Origin of the sequence: Streptomyces sp. NPDC051776 (genome assembly GCF_040681345.1) — a bacterium.
Taxonomy (GTDB): domain Bacteria; phylum Actinomycetota; class Actinomycetes; order Streptomycetales; family Streptomycetaceae; genus Streptomyces.
In genome coordinates this window covers 79142-95135 of sequence record NZ_JBFAYQ010000007.1, presented here as the reverse complement: position 1 = coordinate 95135, position 15994 = coordinate 79142, and the positions used below count along the sequence as shown (strand labels likewise).

Here is a 15994-nt window from a genome sequence, read left to right as displayed (position 1 = left end):
CCCGTTCACCGGGCCGCTGCCGTTGCGCCCTCGCCCGGGCAGCCCGCCCGTACCTCCGCACCGGCCGCCGCCCCCGGGACATCGGAACACGGCCGCGCCCAGGCCCGCCCCCACGGCTGGGCACTGGGCGCGGCCTTTCTCGCCGCGTCCGGGGAGAAACGGCGGGCCCTGCCGTACGGACGCGGCTGCGGGGAGCCCCCTGGTTCCCCGCGTCATTCGGCCAGCCACACCGCCGTATCCGTCGGGAGCAGACCGTCCGTCAGGGGGCCGCTGGCCAGCAGCACCCGGCTCTCCTCGGGCAGGGCCACCGCAGCCTCGGAGAAGTTGACCACGCAGCGGAACCCGGGCGCCCGGCCGAACGAGAGGACCTCGGACTCCGGCGACGAGTACCACGTCATCCCGGCGCCGCGGAGGCCGGAGTGTGCCCGGCGGATGCGCAGCGCGCGACGGTAGAGCGCCAGCATGGACTGCGCGTCGCCCTCCTGCGCCTGCGCGGTCAGGCTCTTCCACTCCTCCGGCTGCGGCAGCCAGGGCGAGGTCGGCGTCCCCTCCGGGCTGTAGCCGAACGGTGCGCTGCAGCCCGACCAGGGGAGGGGGACGCGGCAGCCGTCCCGGCCCCGGTCCGTGTGCTCCGACCGTGCCCAGATCGGGTCCTGGAGCACGTCCTCCGGCAGGTCCTCGACCTCCCAGAGCCCGAGTTCCTCGCCCTGGTAGACATACGCACCCCCGGGGAGGGCCAGCATCAGCAGGGCCGCCGCCCGGGCCCGCCGCGTGCCCAGATCGATATCGGCGGGGTGGTCCCCGGGGGACAGATCGGCGAGCGCCCGGAGCGGGTGGTCGGGCTGAGGCCGGGCGAAGCGTGAAAGGTGCCGGACCACATCGTGGTTGGAGAGCACCCAGGTCGCCGGGGCGCCGACCCCGCCCAGCGCGTCCAGGGATGCGTCGATGACCCGCCGCAGGTTGGCGGGGCGCCAAGGGCACGTCAGATAGTCGAAGTTGAACGCGGTGTGGAGCTCGTCCTCGCGTACGTACCGGGCCAGGCGCTCGGGCGAACCGGTCCACGCCTCGGCCACGAACACCGGCTTGTGGGCGTACGCGTCGGCCACGCGGCGCCACGAGCGGTAGATCTCGTGGACCTCGTCCCGGTCCCAGTGCGGATGATCGGTGTTCGCCGCCGAGCCGGTGACCTCCAGGTCCTCGGGGCTCAGGTCCGGCAGGCCCGGCGCCTTCACCAGCGAGTGCGCGACATCGATGCGTACGCCGTCGATCCCACGGTCGAACCAGAACCGGAGGACGGACTCGAACTCCTCGCGCACCTTGGGGTTGTCCCAGTTGAGGTCCGGCTGTTCGGGGGCGAAGAGGTGCAGGTACCACTGACCGGGGCGTCCGTCCTCCTCCAGGACCCGGGTCCAGGCCGGGCCGCCGAAGACGCTGCGCCAGTTGTTGGGCGGCAGTTCGCCGTCGTCGCCTCGGCCGTCGCGGAAGACGTACCGGTCGCGCGCCGCGGACCCCGGTCCGGCCCCGAGCGCCTCACGGAACCAGGCGTGCCGGTCGGAGGTGTGGTTCGGTACGAGGTCGATGACCATGCGCAGACCCAGCTCGTGCGCCTCGGCGATCAGCGCCTCCGCCTCGGTGAGCGTCCCGAATGCCGGGTCGATGTCCCGGTAGTCGGCGACGTCGTAGCCGCCGTCGGCCATGGGGGAGGGGTACCACGGGTTGAGCCAGAGCGCGTCGACGCCGAGGTCGGCCAGATAGGGCAGGCGCGAGCGCAGACCGGCCAGGTCGCCGATGCCGTCACCGTTCCCGTCGGCGAAGCTGCGGAGATAGACCTGGTAGATGACGGCCCGTCGCCACCAATCGGCATCGACCTCCTGGAAGGCGGCGGCGTCGGGGACCAATACGGGGCGGACGGTCGTCACTTGACTGCTCCTGCGGTGAGGCCGGCGATGATCCGGCGCTGGAAGACGAGTACGAGCATCACCAGGGGCACGGTGACGACGACGCCCGCCGCCATCTTCGTGCCGTAGGGGACGTCGAATCCGGACGTGCCGCCGAAGCGGGCGATGGCGACGGTCGCCGTCTGCATGTCCGGGCGGTTGACCATGGAGAGCGCGATGATGAATTCATTCCACGCCGCGATGAAGGTCAGGATCGCGGTGGTGAAGACGCCCGGCGCGGTCAGCGGGAGGATCACCTTGCGGAACGCCTGACCGGGCGTGCAGCCGTCCACCATCGCCGCCTGCTCCAGCTCGCGGGGCAACTGCCGGAAGAAGGCCGTCAGATTCCACACCGCCAGCGGCAGCGCGAACGACATGGTCGGCACCACCATCGCCTGGTAGGTGTTCACCCAGTGCAGGGTGTTGGAGAAGAGCTTCAGCATCGGTACGAGCAGTGCGATGCCCGGGAACATCGAGGTGGCGATGACGACCGCCAGGACGAGGTTCTTGCCCCGGAACTCCAGGCGGGCGAGCGCGTAGGCGGCGAACGTGGCCACCAGCAGGGTCAGTGCGGTGCTCGTGCCCGCGACCACCAGGCTGTTGAGCAGCGCACGGCCGAAGCCCGAGCCCGGTTCGAGCACGGCCCGGTAGTTCTCCAGGGACCACGGGGAGGGCAGCGGGGACTTGGCGAACAGGTCGGAGCTGCGCCGCAGGCTGGAGACGGTCATCCAGTAGAACGGCGCCAGGCAGTACACGACGATCAGTGCCATGCCCGCCACAGCCAGAGCGGTTCTGGCCCGGGGCAGGGGGAAGCGCCGCGGCGGCTTCAGTGCCGTGGTCATGCGGTCACCTCCGCGGAGGAGCCGGACCGCCGCCGCAAGAGCCGGGCCCCGAAGGCACCGGACTTGGCCGGGCGGTCGGTGGCCAGCACGTCGGCACCGAGCACCTTCACGAACACGAAGGCCGTGGCCGCCACGTAGAGGAAGAGGATCACCGCGTATGCGGCGGCGGGTCCGTAGCGCGTGTTGGCGGCCTCGTCGAAGGAGAGCATCGACAGCGTCTCCACCGACTCCTTCCGGGCGCCGACGAGTACGTATGGCAGGTCGAACATGCGCAGCGCGTCGAGCAGGCGGAACAGTACGGCCACGAGCAGGACCGGCCGGATCAGCGGCAGGGTGATGCGCAGGAACTGCTGCCAGGCCCGTGCCCCGTCGACCCGCGCGGCTTCGTAGACCTCGCCGGGTATGAGCTGCAGTCCGGCCAGGACGAGAAGCCCCACGAACGGGGCCGTCTTCCAGGTGTCGGCGATGATCACTGCGAGTGCAGCCTGACTCCCGTCCGTGGTCCACAGGATCTCACGGCCCGTCAGGGCGTTGGCGACACCGTCCGCTTGGAAGATCCACTGCCACAGCAGTGCGGACACCGCGGTGGGAATGGCCCACGGGACGAGGATGCTGGCCCGCACCAGCCCCCGGCCCCGTACGACGTGGTGCATGACCAGAGCCATGGCCACTCCGAGCACGGTCTCGGCGGCCACGGTGGTCACGGTGAAGAAGCTGGTGTTGGCGAACGCGTTCCAGAAGCGTTCGCCGGCCTCTCCCCTGAAGATGTCGGCATAGTGCTGGAGTCCGACGAAGGTCTCGCCCTCACGGACGAAGCCCGAGCTGTCCAGCCCCGACTGCTCGGCGAAGAGGGACTCGCGGAATGCGGCGAGCACCGGGTATCCCGCGACGAGCGCGAGCACCGCGAGGGTGGGGGACACCAGGAGCACGGCGAGCCGTGAGGTCCCTGCGCGGCGCCGTATGCGGGGGCGGCGCGTCAGGCGTGGGGCCGGTGGCGTGGGGGGTTCGGCAAGGGAAGGCGGCGGTGCCGCTACGGCGGGCATGTACGGATCACCTCGAGTACGGGGGTGCGGTGGGGCCCCGGCGCGGAGGCCGGCCCCACGCAGGGACGGCCCGGGGGCGGCGGCCGGTGGGGACGCGCGCGGGGCGGTGCCTGAAGGCAGGTCGCGGGGGCGAGGCCCGAAAGGAGCTCATGGGCCGGATCATCGTGGGACGTGGCCGCGGATCAAGGGTTGCTGATGGCCTGGAGTCTGCGCTGCAGACCGGCGAGCGCCTTCTTCGGCGTGACCTCTCCGCGCAGCGCCCCGTAGGCGGCTTCCTGGATCGCGGCGGTGGTGTCCCCGTAACGCACCACCTGGGGACGGGGGTTGGCGTTCTGCACGGACTTCTTCAGCACCGGCAGATAGGGGTACTTCTTGATGAGCTTCTTGTCGTCGTAGAGGGCGGCGACGGTCGGGGCGTTGGAGCTGAGCAGCAGATTCTTGCGCTGCATCTCCTCGCTGGTCATGAAGGCCACGAAGTCGAGGGCCGTTTTCCGGTTCTTGGCGGACGAACTGATCGCGAGGTTGTGCCCGCCCAGGCTGGAGATGCCCGGCCCCTTGAGTCCGGGCAGCGGCGCCACGCCGAACTTCCCCGCCACGGCGGAGGATCCGTCGGTCTTGCTCGCCATCGACCACTGGTACGGCCACTGCCGGTGAAAGACCAGCTTGCCCTTCTGGAACGCCTGACGGCCTTCCTCCTCCTTGTACGTGATGGCCTTCTTCGAGATCAGCCCGCTGTCGAAGGCGTCGGCGAAGAAGCTCAGGCCCTTCTCGGCCTCCGGGGTGTCGACGGAGGGGCGCCCCTTGCCGTTGACCACGGTGCCGCCGGCGCTGTCGACCATTTCGGCGAAGTTGACCGTCAAGCCCTCGTACTTGTCGAACTGCCCGGCGTAGCAGGACAGGCCCTTGCCTTCAGGCAGTTCACGGACCTTTTTGCAAACCTCCGTCATGTCCGCCCAGGTCCGGGGCGGCTTCGCACCGGCCTTCTTCAGCAAGTCCTTGCGGTAGTAGAGGAGCGCGCCGTCCGAGGACCAGGGGGCGGCATAGAGCTGCCCGCGGTACGAGGCGCCGTCCACGGTGGGTTTGAGATCGTCCGAGGTGTCGATCGCCTTGCGGGGCAGGGGCAGCACCCAGCGGTTGGCCGCGAACTCCGACGTCCAGACGACGTCCAGGTTGAGCACGGTGAACTCGCCCGACTTCAACTCGGCGTTCTGGATCATGCGTTGACGCTGCTCGTCGGGGGAATCGGAGAGCTGGATGGCGCGCACCCGCTCCTTGGGATGGCGGCGGTTCCACTCGTCGAGGGCCTTGTCGAGCGTCCCGGTGTTGTCCTTGCCGGTGGCCAGGGTGATGGGCCCGCGCCCCGTGAAGTCCCCGGCCGAGGCATCAGCGGAGTCCGTTCCGTCCGGACTCGATCCACAGGCGGCGATTGCGGTCACCGCTATGGCCGCTGCACTGGCGCTTGTCAGTCTCTTGAAACGCATGATCTCTCCTCACCTGCGCACGCCGTGGCGGCTCGTCCGGCAGTGCGTGACGAAAACCTTAAGAACGAGCTGCGTGGAAGTCCACAGATGAGCGAAAGATTCTTGCAAGATTGGAAAGTGAGGGGTCATGACCCTGACAAGAACGCAAGAGAGACGGAAGACTGCGCCGGGCTGCCCGAACGCGGCGGGAGGCCGGCGGAAGTCAGACGGAAGTCCGACGGAGGCCGATGGCAAGGGCGGGGACTCGCGAGCGGGACGGTCAGCCGTCGGCGGGCGGGCGGGCCATGCCCGTGCTGGCCCGCACCACGAGCTCGGGTTCGAAGAGCATTTCCCGCAAGTCCGGTGGGCCACCGCTGATCTGCTGCAGCAGTACGTTCACCGCAGCCTGCCCCATCGCCTCGATCGGCTGCCGGACCGTGGTGAGCGGTGGGTCGACGAGCGGCATGAACGTCGAGTCGTCGTATCCGACCACCGACACATCGCCCGGCACGTCCAGGCCGAGCCGGCGCGCGGCCCTGATCGCCCCCAGCGCCTGCACGTCACTGCCGCAGACCAGGCCCGTGACACCGTTCTGGAAGAGCTGCATCGCCGCCGAGGTGCCCCCCTCCAACGTGTACATGATCTGCACCGCGGTGGCGTCGGGGTCGGACCGGGGGAACTGCGTGCTCATCGCCTCGCGGAACGCCGCCAGTTTGCGTGCGGCAGGCACATGGCCCGTGTCCCCGATGGCCAGGCCGATCCGCTCATGGCCCAGCGACATCAGATGGTGCAGCGCGAGCCTCACGGCCAGGGCGTCGTCGGCCGAGATGCACGGAATCTTCAGTCCCTCGACCATGCCGTTGACCGCGACGACGGGCAGCCCCCGCTCGGTCAGCCGGTCGTAGTGCGCATGATTGGCGGCCGCCTCCGAGTGCAGTCCGCAGACGAAGACCGCCCCCGAGACCTGGTGCTCGAGCAGCATGTCCACGTAGTCGGGCTCGGCCACTCCGCCGAGTGTGCGGGTGCACAGCACCGGGGTGAAGCCCCGCACCGCCAGGCCGCTGCCGATGACCTCGGCGAAGGCCGGGAAGACCGGATTGCTCATCTCCGGAATGACCAGGCCGATCAACCGGTTCGGGCGGCTGCGCATATGGGCGGGCCGGTCGTAGCCCAGGACGTCGAGCGCCGTGAGGACGGCCGCCCGGGTCGACGTCGAGACGCCCGGTTTGCCGTTCAGGACACGGCTGACCGTCGCCTCGCTGACGCCCGCGTACTGAGCAACCCTCGCCAATCGACTCGCCATGCCGTCAATCCTATGGCAAGGGCTTGCATCACTGACAGGCATCTTGCAAGGCCTGGTCGCAGCAGGCTCGGATCCTCCACCCCGGGTCTCCAGCCTGGGCCCGCGGGGCCGGACGTACTGCGGGGGAAGCAGCACAACGGCCTTCGGGCGTACGACGACCCGGCCGCCCGCGAGTACGACTCTCGATAGCGGAGAAAGAACACCGCCACCGAAGGAGTGACCCGCGATGAACACCCTGGCATACGATGGGCCCGGCCCGTGGATCCTCTTGGTCCCCGTCTTCTGGGCCATCGTCGTCGCCGGCGCGGTCCTGCTGCTGCGCCGCACCGTCTGGCGGGGCCGCGGCCCCGGGCGCGGTCCGTGGCAGCACCGCCCGGTCCGGGACCACAACTCGCCCCTCTCGGTGCTCGGCCGCCGCTTCGCGTCCGGCGAGATCGACGAGGACGAGTACTGGCGCCGACTCTCCGTCCTGGACGAGGAGTTCGGCCGCGGCAGGGGCGCGGCATGAGCGCCACGCCCCCGGGTCCCCGCCGCCGGCACCCGGCCCGGCGGCGGTGAGCCCGCGGCCCGCGTCGTGGACGCCGTGAAGATCTACGGCGCGAGCGACACCGGTACAAGCCCTGGACGGGGCGAGCGTCGACTTTCCGGCGCGGCCGCTTCACCGCGATCACGGGCCCGTCCGGCTCGGGCAAGTCCACACTGATGCACTGCGCGTCCTCGCGACGGAATGACGCGCGGACGCACCGGCTGTCGGCGTTGGTCGGGCACCCGCCAAGACGACCCGGTTGGTCGGGCACCCGCCAACACGACCCGGTGTTGGGGTCGGGCGCCCGCCGACACGACCCGGCGTTGGTCGGGCGCCCGTCAGCGCCGACGACGGTGGGCGGGCCGTACGTCACGGCCTCCCACCGCCGTCGTGCACGGCTCGCCGAGGCGGCCGCGCTTCTCTCCCGGCCGCCCGGTGATCGGTGGAATAGGGCCGGTTCGGCTGATGACGGCCGGTCACGACTGCCGTCCGGTCACCCCACGACGGTCGGCCGGGCTCCCGCGTTCTCCCAGGTCCGGTCCGGGCGTAGGGATGGCGGGGACGCGGGGCCGACCGGGCCGGAACCGGCCGCCGGACCGGGACCGGACCCGCGCACAGCGCCGGGTGCCGCGAGCGAGGGCACCGGCGCCGGCAGCGCGACCGCGCTCTGAGGCAGCGCGTGGGTGTGGGCCTGGAGCGTGAACCACACCACCTTGCCCCCCTCGTCGTGCCGTACGCCCCAGCTCTCGCTCACCGAGGCGACCAGCGTCAGGCCCCGGCCGCCCAAGGCGGCCAGATCGGCGCAGCGCAGGCTCGGCACCCGGGGGTCGTTGTCGCGCACCGAGACGGTCAGCCGGTCCCGGAGGAAGTCGATCTCCACCCGGCACCGTTTGTCCGGCTCGGCATGCCGGTGGACGTTGGTGAGCAACTCGGTGACTCCCAGAGCCGCCGAGTCGATCAAGGGATCGAGATGCCAGTAGCGCAGTTGCGCCGAAACGATCCTGCGGACCTGGCCTATCCGCGACGGCAGGGCTTGGAGCTCCACCGTGCAGTGCCTGCTGGGCTTGCTGATCACGGCCGACTCCCTGAAAAGTTCGGAAGACGAAAACGCGGTTCGGAAGACGAAGAACGCAGCCGGCAGTGACCGCCATCGATGCCGGTCCGGCGCGTTGCCCCCAGTGCCGGCTACGGTGCCGACGTGCTCACTGCCGCAACCCGGCGGTCCGTTCGAAGCGTGACCACCGGTGAACCCTCGGTTAGTTGCGTTTCACCAGAGTGAACCCACCGGCGCGCAGGCGCAACTCGCGCCACCGCAGCAACTGCAGCACCAGTGACACCACGGACAGCCCGGCCGTACCGACGGCCCCCGTCACGACTGAGCGGCCCGCCCGCCCGCCGTGCGCACCGCGTCGAGGAACTTCCGCGCCCACGGCCTGCCGGGCTTGCCGGGAGCGGGGTCGCTCTCGCCGGGAGAGAGGTGGTAGCGGGTGCCGTTGACCGTGGCCGACGCCCCGCCGCGGCCCGCGAACCAGGGCTTGCCCGCCCGCACCTGCTGGACCGGTGCACTGTCGATCTCACGGCCGTAACTGGTCAGCAGCGTCAGCCTGCCGTCCCGGATCTGTACCTGCCCGGCACGGGTGACCGATCGCAGCCCGTGCTCGATCCGCACCCCTGTCGCCGTGAATTCCGGCTCTGCCATCCTGCACCGCCCCCTCGACGTCCCATCGCCGACGAACCGCTCCGGTCGCTCTGCCATTCTCCCCTTGCTGCGCAGTGTGCCCGCGGCGGGGCTCGCGCACCAGTACCCCCCGTATGATCGAAACGTCCGGGAACAGTGTCCGGGCGCAGGTCAAGAGCCGGTCCCGACGAGATTCCGGGTGGGGCGGACGGGCTCGGCACAATGGAGAAACACCCCGAAGGAGCGGCGCCGGTGAGCACCATCGAACGGCAGAAGACCGGCGGCGCGGCCGCGACCATCGACGTGGACCGCACCGACTTCACGTACCGGAGCTGGCTGAAGGAAGCGGTCCGCAAGGTCCAGGCGGACGCCAACCGCTCCGCCGACACCCACCTGCTGCGCTTTCCGCTCCCGGAGGAGTGGGGGATCGACCTGTATCTCAAGGACGAGTCGACCCACCCGACCGGCAGCCTCAAGCACCGGCTGGCCCGTTCGCTCTTCCTGTACGGGCTGTGCAACGGCTGGATCCGGCCCGGCAAGCCGGTCATCGAGGCCTCCAGCGGCTCGACGGCGGTCTCGGAGGCCTACTTCGCCGGGCTCATCGGCGTGCCCTTCATCGCGGTGATGCCGCGCACGACGAGCCGCGAGAAGACCCGCCTCATCGAGTTCCATGGCGGTCGGTGTCATCTGGTGGACGACCCGCGGACGGTCTACGAGGTCTCGGCTCAGCTCGCCGCGGACACCGGGGGCCACTACATGGACCAGTTCACCTACGCCGAGCGGGCCACGGACTGGCGCGGCAACAACAACATCGCCGAGTCGATCTACGAGCAGTTGCGCATGGAGCGGTATCCCGAGCCCGCGTGGATCGTGGCCACTGCCGGTACGGGCGGCACCTCGGCGACCATCGCGCGCTATGTGCACTACATGCAGTACGACACCCTGGTCTGCGTCCCGGACCCGGAGAACTCCTGCTTCTTCGAAGGCTGGACGACCGATGACCCCGAGGTGTCCAGTGACTGCGGCTCTCGCATAGAGGGCATCGGGCGCCCGCGCATGGAGCCGAGCTTCGTGCCCGGAGCGATCGACCGGATGATGAAGGTGCCGGACGCGGCCAGCGTCGCCGCCGTACGCGCGCTGGAGCGGGCCATCGGACGCAAGTCGGGCGGCTCCACCGGGACCGGGCTGTGGAGCGCCCTGAAGATCGTCGCCGAGATGGTGGCCGTGGGGCGTACGGGCAGCGTCGTGACCCTCCTGTGCGACCCCGGCGACCGCTACCTCGACAAGTACTACTCGGACGCCTGGCTGGAGGAGCAGGGCCTGGACATCACGCCGTACGCCCGGGCCATCGACACCTTCCTGGCGACCGGGGTGTGGCCGGACTGACGCGTGCGGTTCCCGGCACCCGGCCGGGTTGGGACAATCGCGCCGTGGCCGAACCGCGGACAGGGGGAGAACCGGTGGACGAGGGCGGCGATCCGGCCTGCTGGCTCAGCCTGGTGTGCGAGGAGTGCGGGCGGGTGCGCGAGCGTCCGGGCGGCGGCGCGTGCGAACAGTGCGGCGCCGTTTCCGAAGGCGGCACGGCCGTCGGGGAGGGGCCCGGCCGTGCCGCAGAAGCTGATCCGTCGCACCGCCGCGGACCGGCGTAACCAAATTGGCGGGGCGGCGGACACCTCGCTGATCAGCGGCTTTTCCTTTCCGTCCCGGCATGTGGCCGCCACACGGTCATTCCGCGGACAGAGCTCTTGACACAGCAGACGTCTGACGACATGCTCCCCGGCCATTGAGACGCTGCTCACGTTGATCCGGCACATGACGGTGGTGCAAGCGGAGCGGCCCGTCCCAAAGGGAGGATCGTCCGTGAGTGAGATGTCCGCAAAAGGCGCGCCGCAGGAGCCATCGGGCCTGCGCCGCAACGCCGTTGGACTCGTTGGTGCAGTGATCATGTCCGCGGCCATCATGGGCCCGGCCGTGTCCACCTTCTTCAACCCGCAGTTCTCGACCCCGTTCTCGGGCGCCGCCACGCCGCTGGTGTACATCCTGTGCCTGGTGGCGATCCTGATCACCGCAGCCGGGATCATGGAGATGGCATCGCGGCTGCCGAGCGCCGGCGCCTTCTACACGTACGTCACCCGTGGCATCGGGCCCCGCTCCGGCTTCGTCACGGGTGGGCTGATGTTCGTCGCCTACGCACTGCTGCCGCCGGCCGAGATCGGACTGATCGGGTCGTATCTGCAGAGCACCCTGCAGGACGAGTTCCGGCTCTCGATCCCGTGGTGGGTCATCGGTGCCGTCCCGGCGGTCCTCATGGTCGCCCTGGCGCTCGGCGGCATCCAGTCCTCGCTCCGCACGGCCCTGGTGCTGTTCGGCGCCGAGGTCGTGATCGTCATGACGCTCGCCGTGATCGTGGTAGTGCAGGGCGGCAAGGACGGGCTGACCGCCGAGCCGCTGACCCCCGCCGCCTCGCCGCACGGCATGGGCGGCCTGGTCACCGGGTTCGTCTTCGCCGCGCTGAGTTTCGTCGGCTTCGAGGCCGCGGGCACCCTCAGTGAGGAGGTCCGCAGGCCGGCCCGCAACGTGCCGCGGGCGATCGGCCTGTCGGTGCTGTCCGTCGGCGCGATCTACGTCTTCTGCGTCTGGGCCGAGGTCGTGGGCATCGGCTTGGAGGAGTCCAACAGGCTCGCCGGAGACTCGACCCCGTGGAACGAGCTGGCGGCCGGCTACGCGCCGTGGATGAAGCTGTTCGTCATCCTCGCCGCGGTGTCCTCGATGTTCGCCGTCATGGTCAACTCCAACACCGGGATCGTCAGGATCCTGCATGTGATGGGCCGCGAGGGGATGCTGCCCCGGTTCTTCGCGCATGTCGACGAGAAGCGGCGGACGCCCACGTACGCCGTGCTGGTCCAGGGCGGGTTCTCGATCGTCGTCGCCCTGGCCGTCGGCGCGGCCTCCGGTGGCCTGGGGAGTCCGGCGGGCGGGTCCAATGTCTACGGCTACCTCGGCTTCCTGCTCACCCTCGGCATCCTGCCCGTCTATGTGCTGACCAACGTCGCGGCGATCCGCTTCTTCCGGGCGGAGGGCGGCTTCCGCGTCGTACGGCACGGGGTCCTCCCGGTGATCGCGATCGCGCTGATGACCGGCCTGCTGTTCGGGCAGATCCAGCAGCAGGCGACAGCCCCGTACACCTGGCTGCCGTGGCTGATCGTGGTGTGGGTGGTACTCGTGACGGCGGGCGCGGTGTGGCTGGGCCACGCCCGGCCCGAGAAGCTGGCCGTCACCGGCGCCGTCCTGGCGACCGGCGAGAGGGAGGAGGGTCACGTCCGGGACAGCGAGAACCGCGAGAGCAGCGAGAACGAGCACGAGGCCAACAACGACAGCCAGGGCCGGCCGGGCTCACTGGACAGCGTCGGCTGACTCCCCCCATGGGGAGGGCGCGGTCTTGTCGGCGGCCCTCCCCCTGGGTAAAGTCGTCTGACGTCTGCTGACTTTGGAGACGAAGAATGGGTCATGTGATCGGTGTGGACGTCGGCTCGCAGAGCATCAAGGGCGTCCTGGTCGACGAGTGGGGTGCCACCACCGCCGTCGCCGGCGCGCCGCTGCGGATGCATCACCGGGAGAGCTGCTGGGCCGAGCAACTGCCCGATGACTGGACGGCGGCGCTGTGCCAGGTCGTCCGCCGGCTGCTCGACGGGCGTGCGGCGCAGGTCGACATGCTCGGGCTGGCCAGCCAGGTCGACGGTGTCGTACCGGTCGACGCGGACGGCCGGGCGCTGCGCGAAGCGCTGATCTGGCTCGACCGCCGGGCCACCGCCCAGTCCGACGCGCTCGTGGCCGCGGTCGGCGAGCGGGCGCTGTTCGACCGCACCGGTCTGAACGCCGACGCCTCGCACGGCGCCCCGAAGATGATGTGGCTGCGCGAGCACGACCCGGAGGTCTGGCGGCGCACGCACGGCCTGCTGCCGGTCGGCGGCTATCTGCTCGCCTGGCTCACCGGTGTCCGGCTCAACGACCCGGCGAACGCCTCCTCCACCATGCTCTACGACCTCCGCACCGGCGACTACGACACCGGACTGTGCGAGGCGGCCGGCATCGACCCCGCGATGCTGCCCGCCGTCGCCCCCGCCACCCGGGTGGCCGGACCGCTCACCCCGGCCGCCGCCGAGGCCCTCGGGCTGTCCCCGGACTGCCGGGTCGTCGTGGGCACCGGCGACGAGCACGCGGCGTCGCTGGCCGCCGGGGTGATCGCGCCGGGTGACGTCGCGGACGTCACGGGCACGGCCGAGCCGGTCACCGCGGCGGCCGACGAGCCGGTGTTCGACGAGGGCCGGCTCGTGGAGACCCATGGTCACGCGGTGCCCGGTACGTATCTGGTGGAGAACCCCGGCTTCGTCTCGGGCGGCAGCACCCTGTGGCTCTCCACCGTGCTCGACGTCGCCCAGGCCGCGGTCTTCGACCTCGCCGCCGAGGCGCCCCCGGCAAGCGACGGCGTGCTCTTCCTGCCCGCTCTGACCGGAGCGACCGCGCCGCGCTGGAATGCCGCCATGCGCGGCTGCTTCTACGGCCTGTCGATGAACCACAGCCGCCCCCATCTGGCACGCGCCGTCCTCGAAGGGTGTGCTTACGCGCTGCGCGACATCGTGGACCGGCTCGACGCCCTTGGCCTCGCAGGGGGTGAGGTGCGCATCATCGGCGGCGGCGGCCGCAGCCCCCTGTGGTGCCGCATCAAGGCCGATGTCCTCGGTCGTCCGGTGCGCCCGGTCCTCTCCCAGGAGGGCACGGCGCTCGGGGCCGCGATGCTCGCCGGCATCGCATCGGGCCTGTTCCGCGATGTGGGCGACGCGGTCGCGCGGACCGTACGGCTGGCACCGGAGCCGGTGCTGCCCGGCAGTCCGGCGACCGAGGTGTACGCGGAGTCCTATGCGCGCTACCGCGCTCTTTTCGACGGCGTGGAAGGAGCCCTCGCATGACCGCGCCCGGAGAGGTCCGGCGGCTGCCGGGCATGGACGACGTGGCCGCGGCCGCCGGTGTTCCCGTCTCTTCGCTGACGCTGCGCCATCTGGTGATCGGGCCGCACGCCCTCGGCGAAACCGCGGCCGTGGTGGGCGAGTTGGCCGCGGACCGGCCGGGCGACGTCGTCCTCCTCACCGACGACGTGCCCTACGCCGGGCCGGACGGAGAGGTGCGCGAGGTGGTGACCGGCTCCCTCGCGCAGTCCCGGACGGTGCGACGGGTCACCCTGTCCGGAGGCACCGGCCGGGTACACGCCGACGCCACCACGCTCGACCGGGCGACCAGCGGCGCCGACGGTGCCGCCGTGCTCGTCACCGTCGGCTCCGGCACCCTCGCCGACATCGGCAAGGTGGTCGCCCGGCGCAACGACCTCCCGCACGTACTCGTCCAGACCGCCGCCAGCGTCAACGGGTTCGCCGACGATCAGAGCGTGCTGCTGGTCGCCGGCGCGAAGCGCACCACCGGCAGCCGTTGGCCGGACGCCCTGATCATCGACACCGGTGTGCTCGCCGCAGCGCCCCGCGAACTCAACCGGGCCGGCGTCGGCGACCTGATGTCGATGTTCACCGCCCCGGCCGACTGGCTGCTCGCCGACACTCTCGGTCTCGGCCGCAGGTACGACGCCGCCATCGTCGGCCTGGTGCGCCCGCACGGCCCGCTGCTGCTGGAGATCGCGGCCCGGCTCGACGACCGGAACCCCGACGACCTCGCCGACCTGGCCCGGCTGCTGACGGTCAGCGGCATGACCATGGGGCTGACCGGCGGCACCGCGCCCTCGTCCGGGGCCGAGCACGTGATCTCCCATCTGCTCGACATGCGGCTCACCGCCCGCGGCCAAGCACCGGCCTGGCACGGCGAACAGGTGGGCATCGCCACCCTGGTGGCCGCGGCCGTGTGGCACCGGGTACGCGCCGCCGCGGGCCGGGGACCGCTGCCGCAGCTGCAACTGCCCGACGAGGACTGCGCACAGCGCCGGACCATGGACGCGTTCGCACCGCTGGGAGCCTCGACGGCCAGGGAGTGCTGGCGGTCGTACTCCGGCAAACTGGCCGCTCTCTCCGACCCGTTGCGGATCGCCCGGCTGCGCACCGAGTGGCCCCGGCTGCAAGCCGGGCTGGACGGCCTGCTCGCCGGTCCCGCCGAGATGGTGGACGCCATGCGCCGCGCCGGGGCGCCGGTCCGCTTCAGCGAACTGGGCCGGGAGTACGACCGGGAGACGGTGACCTGGGCGGTCGCCAACGGGCACCGGATGCGCGACCGGGTCACCGTGACCGACCTCGCCGAACTCCTCGGACTGTGGCGGGACGAGGACGTGGAGAGCGTCCTCGACGAGCTCGACGCACTGGGTGCCGGGCGATGAACGACACCTGTGCCCCCGGCACCGCGCCGCGTCCCGCCGCCCGCCGCTACGCGGGATACGCCCTGGACCTCGACGGCACGGTCTACCTCGGTGACGAGCTGCTGCCCGGCGCGGACGAGACGATCGCCCAGCTGCGCCGCGACGGGGCCCGCGTGGTGTTCGTCACCAACAAGCCGCTGGAGAGCGCCGCCGAATACGCCGAGAAGCTCACCCGGCTCGGCGTCCCGGCGACCGCGGACGACGTCGTCACCGCCCTCGACGCGCTAGTGCTCTATCTGCGGGAGCGCCACCCGGGGGCGCGGCTGCTCACCGTGGCCGAGCCGCTGGCCGAATCCGTCCTCACCGAAGCCGGGTTCACGGTGGTGGGGGCACCGGCGGAGGCCGATGTCGTCGTCGTCTCCTTCGACCGGACCTTCGACTACGCGAAGCTGCACGGGGCCTATACCGCCGTGCGCGGCGGTGCGGTGATCGTCGCGACGAACGCGGACCCGTACTGCCCCACCGCCGACGGCGGCCTCCCGGACTGCGCGGCCATGACGGCCGCCATCGAGGCGTGCACCGAGGTCCGCGCCGAGGCGGTCGTCGGCAAGCCGAGCCGGCACATGGCAAGGGCCTGCCTCGGCCGGCTCGGTGTGCCGGCGCGTGAGGCCGCCATGGTCGGGGACCGGCTCGCCACCGATGTCGCCATGGCCAGGACGGCAGGCATGGCGGGGGTCCTGGTGCTGACCGGCGCCACCTCTGCGGCCGACCTGGCCGCCTCCGGCATCCGGCCGCAGACCGTCGTGTCGTCGCTGAAGGACCTCCTGTGACCCTCCGGCTCAAAAAACGCCCCCAC

At 71.1% G+C, this 15994-nt stretch carries 14 protein-coding genes and 1 pseudogene; 8 read left to right on the top strand and 7 right to left on the bottom strand.

Features of this window, described 5'->3' with window-relative positions:
* Positions 1-212: 212 nt before the first annotated feature.
* The 5 genes from AB0M26_RS08525 to AB0M26_RS08505 all read right to left on the bottom strand — a co-directional run bounded on the left by AB0M26_RS08525 (position 213) and on the right by AB0M26_RS08505 (position 6585).
* Positions 213-1898: a glycoside hydrolase family 13 protein gene (locus AB0M26_RS08525; RefSeq protein ID WP_365256858.1), complete on the bottom strand. Its 1686-nt coding sequence runs from the start codon at positions 1896-1898 to the stop codon at positions 213-215.
* Between the two features lie 17 nt (positions 1899-1915).
* Positions 1916-2779: a carbohydrate ABC transporter permease gene (locus AB0M26_RS08520; RefSeq protein ID WP_365256621.1), complete on the bottom strand. Its 864-nt coding sequence runs from the start codon at positions 2777-2779 to the stop codon at positions 1916-1918.
* Positions 2776-3699: a sugar ABC transporter permease gene (locus AB0M26_RS08515; protein ID WP_365256618.1), complete on the bottom strand. Its 924-nt coding sequence runs from the start codon at positions 3697-3699 to the stop codon at positions 2776-2778. Before AB0M26_RS08515 ends, AB0M26_RS08520 begins: the two co-directional genes overlap by 4 nt.
* A 305-nt stretch (positions 3700-4004) precedes the next feature.
* On the bottom strand, positions 4005-5303 hold the full coding sequence (locus AB0M26_RS08510; protein ID WP_365256615.1) for an ABC transporter substrate-binding protein: 1299 nt from the start codon (positions 5301-5303) through the stop codon (positions 4005-4007).
* Between the two features lie 259 nt (positions 5304-5562).
* Positions 5563-6585 carry a LacI family DNA-binding transcriptional regulator gene (locus tag AB0M26_RS08505; RefSeq protein WP_365256612.1) on the bottom strand — a complete coding sequence of 341 codons (1023 nt, stop codon included), beginning with the start codon at positions 6583-6585 and terminating at the stop codon, positions 5563-5565.
* Between the two features lie 226 nt (positions 6586-6811).
* On the opposite strand from AB0M26_RS08505, the gene AB0M26_RS08500 reads away from it, so the two are divergent.
* Both AB0M26_RS08500 and AB0M26_RS08495 read left to right on the top strand, forming a co-directional pair.
* Complete coding sequence (locus tag AB0M26_RS08500; protein WP_365256609.1) at positions 6812-7093, top strand: SHOCT domain-containing protein; 282 nt, start codon at positions 6812-6814, stop codon at positions 7091-7093.
* 66 nt (positions 7094-7159) lie between these two features.
* A pseudogene (locus AB0M26_RS08495) lies at positions 7160-7302 on the top strand (ATP-binding cassette domain-containing protein); the annotation flags it as partial.
* Positions 7303-7604: 302 nt separating this feature from the next.
* On the opposite strand, the gene AB0M26_RS08490 reads toward AB0M26_RS08495, so the two are convergent.
* Together AB0M26_RS08490 and AB0M26_RS08485 are read right to left on the bottom strand one after the other, a co-directional pair.
* Positions 7605-8186 (bottom strand): ATP-binding protein, encoded by a 582-nt coding sequence (locus AB0M26_RS08490; protein WP_365256606.1) that lies wholly within the window; start codon positions 8184-8186, stop codon positions 7605-7607.
* A gap of 294 nt (positions 8187-8480) precedes the next feature.
* On the bottom strand, positions 8481-8810 hold the full coding sequence (locus AB0M26_RS08485) for a hypothetical protein (RefSeq protein WP_365256603.1): 330 nt from the start codon (positions 8808-8810) through the stop codon (positions 8481-8483).
* A 231-nt stretch (positions 8811-9041) separates the two neighbouring features.
* Here AB0M26_RS08485 and AB0M26_RS08480 point away from each other — a divergent pair, with 231 nt between their 5' ends.
* The 6 genes from AB0M26_RS08480 to AB0M26_RS08455 all read left to right on the top strand — a co-directional run bounded on the left by AB0M26_RS08480 (position 9042) and on the right by AB0M26_RS08455 (position 15968).
* Entirely contained in the window at positions 9042-10175 is a 1134-nt protein-coding gene (locus AB0M26_RS08480) for a PLP-dependent cysteine synthase family protein (RefSeq protein WP_365256600.1), read from the top strand.
* 44 nt (positions 10176-10219) lie between these two features.
* Positions 10220-10438: a hypothetical protein gene (locus tag AB0M26_RS08475; RefSeq protein WP_365256597.1), complete on the top strand. Its 219-nt coding sequence runs from the start codon at positions 10220-10222 to the stop codon at positions 10436-10438.
* Positions 10439-10658: 220 nt separating this feature from the next.
* A complete protein-coding gene (locus AB0M26_RS08470; RefSeq protein ID WP_365256855.1) occupies positions 10659-12203 on the top strand; it encodes an APC family permease in 1545 nt (514 codons plus the stop codon).
* Between the two features lie 86 nt (positions 12204-12289).
* A complete protein-coding gene (locus AB0M26_RS08465) occupies positions 12290-13756 on the top strand; it encodes an FGGY family carbohydrate kinase (RefSeq protein WP_365256594.1) in 1467 nt (488 codons plus the stop codon).
* Positions 13753-15159, top strand: a complete 1407-nt coding sequence (locus AB0M26_RS08460; RefSeq protein WP_365256591.1) for an iron-containing alcohol dehydrogenase — start codon at positions 13753-13755, stop codon at positions 15157-15159. Before AB0M26_RS08465 ends, AB0M26_RS08460 begins: the two co-directional genes overlap by 4 nt.
* A complete protein-coding gene (locus AB0M26_RS08455; protein ID WP_365256588.1) occupies positions 15156-15968 on the top strand; it encodes an HAD-IIA family hydrolase in 813 nt (270 codons plus the stop codon). Before AB0M26_RS08460 ends, AB0M26_RS08455 begins: the two co-directional genes overlap by 4 nt.
* The last annotated feature ends 26 nt before the right edge of the window (positions 15969-15994 follow it).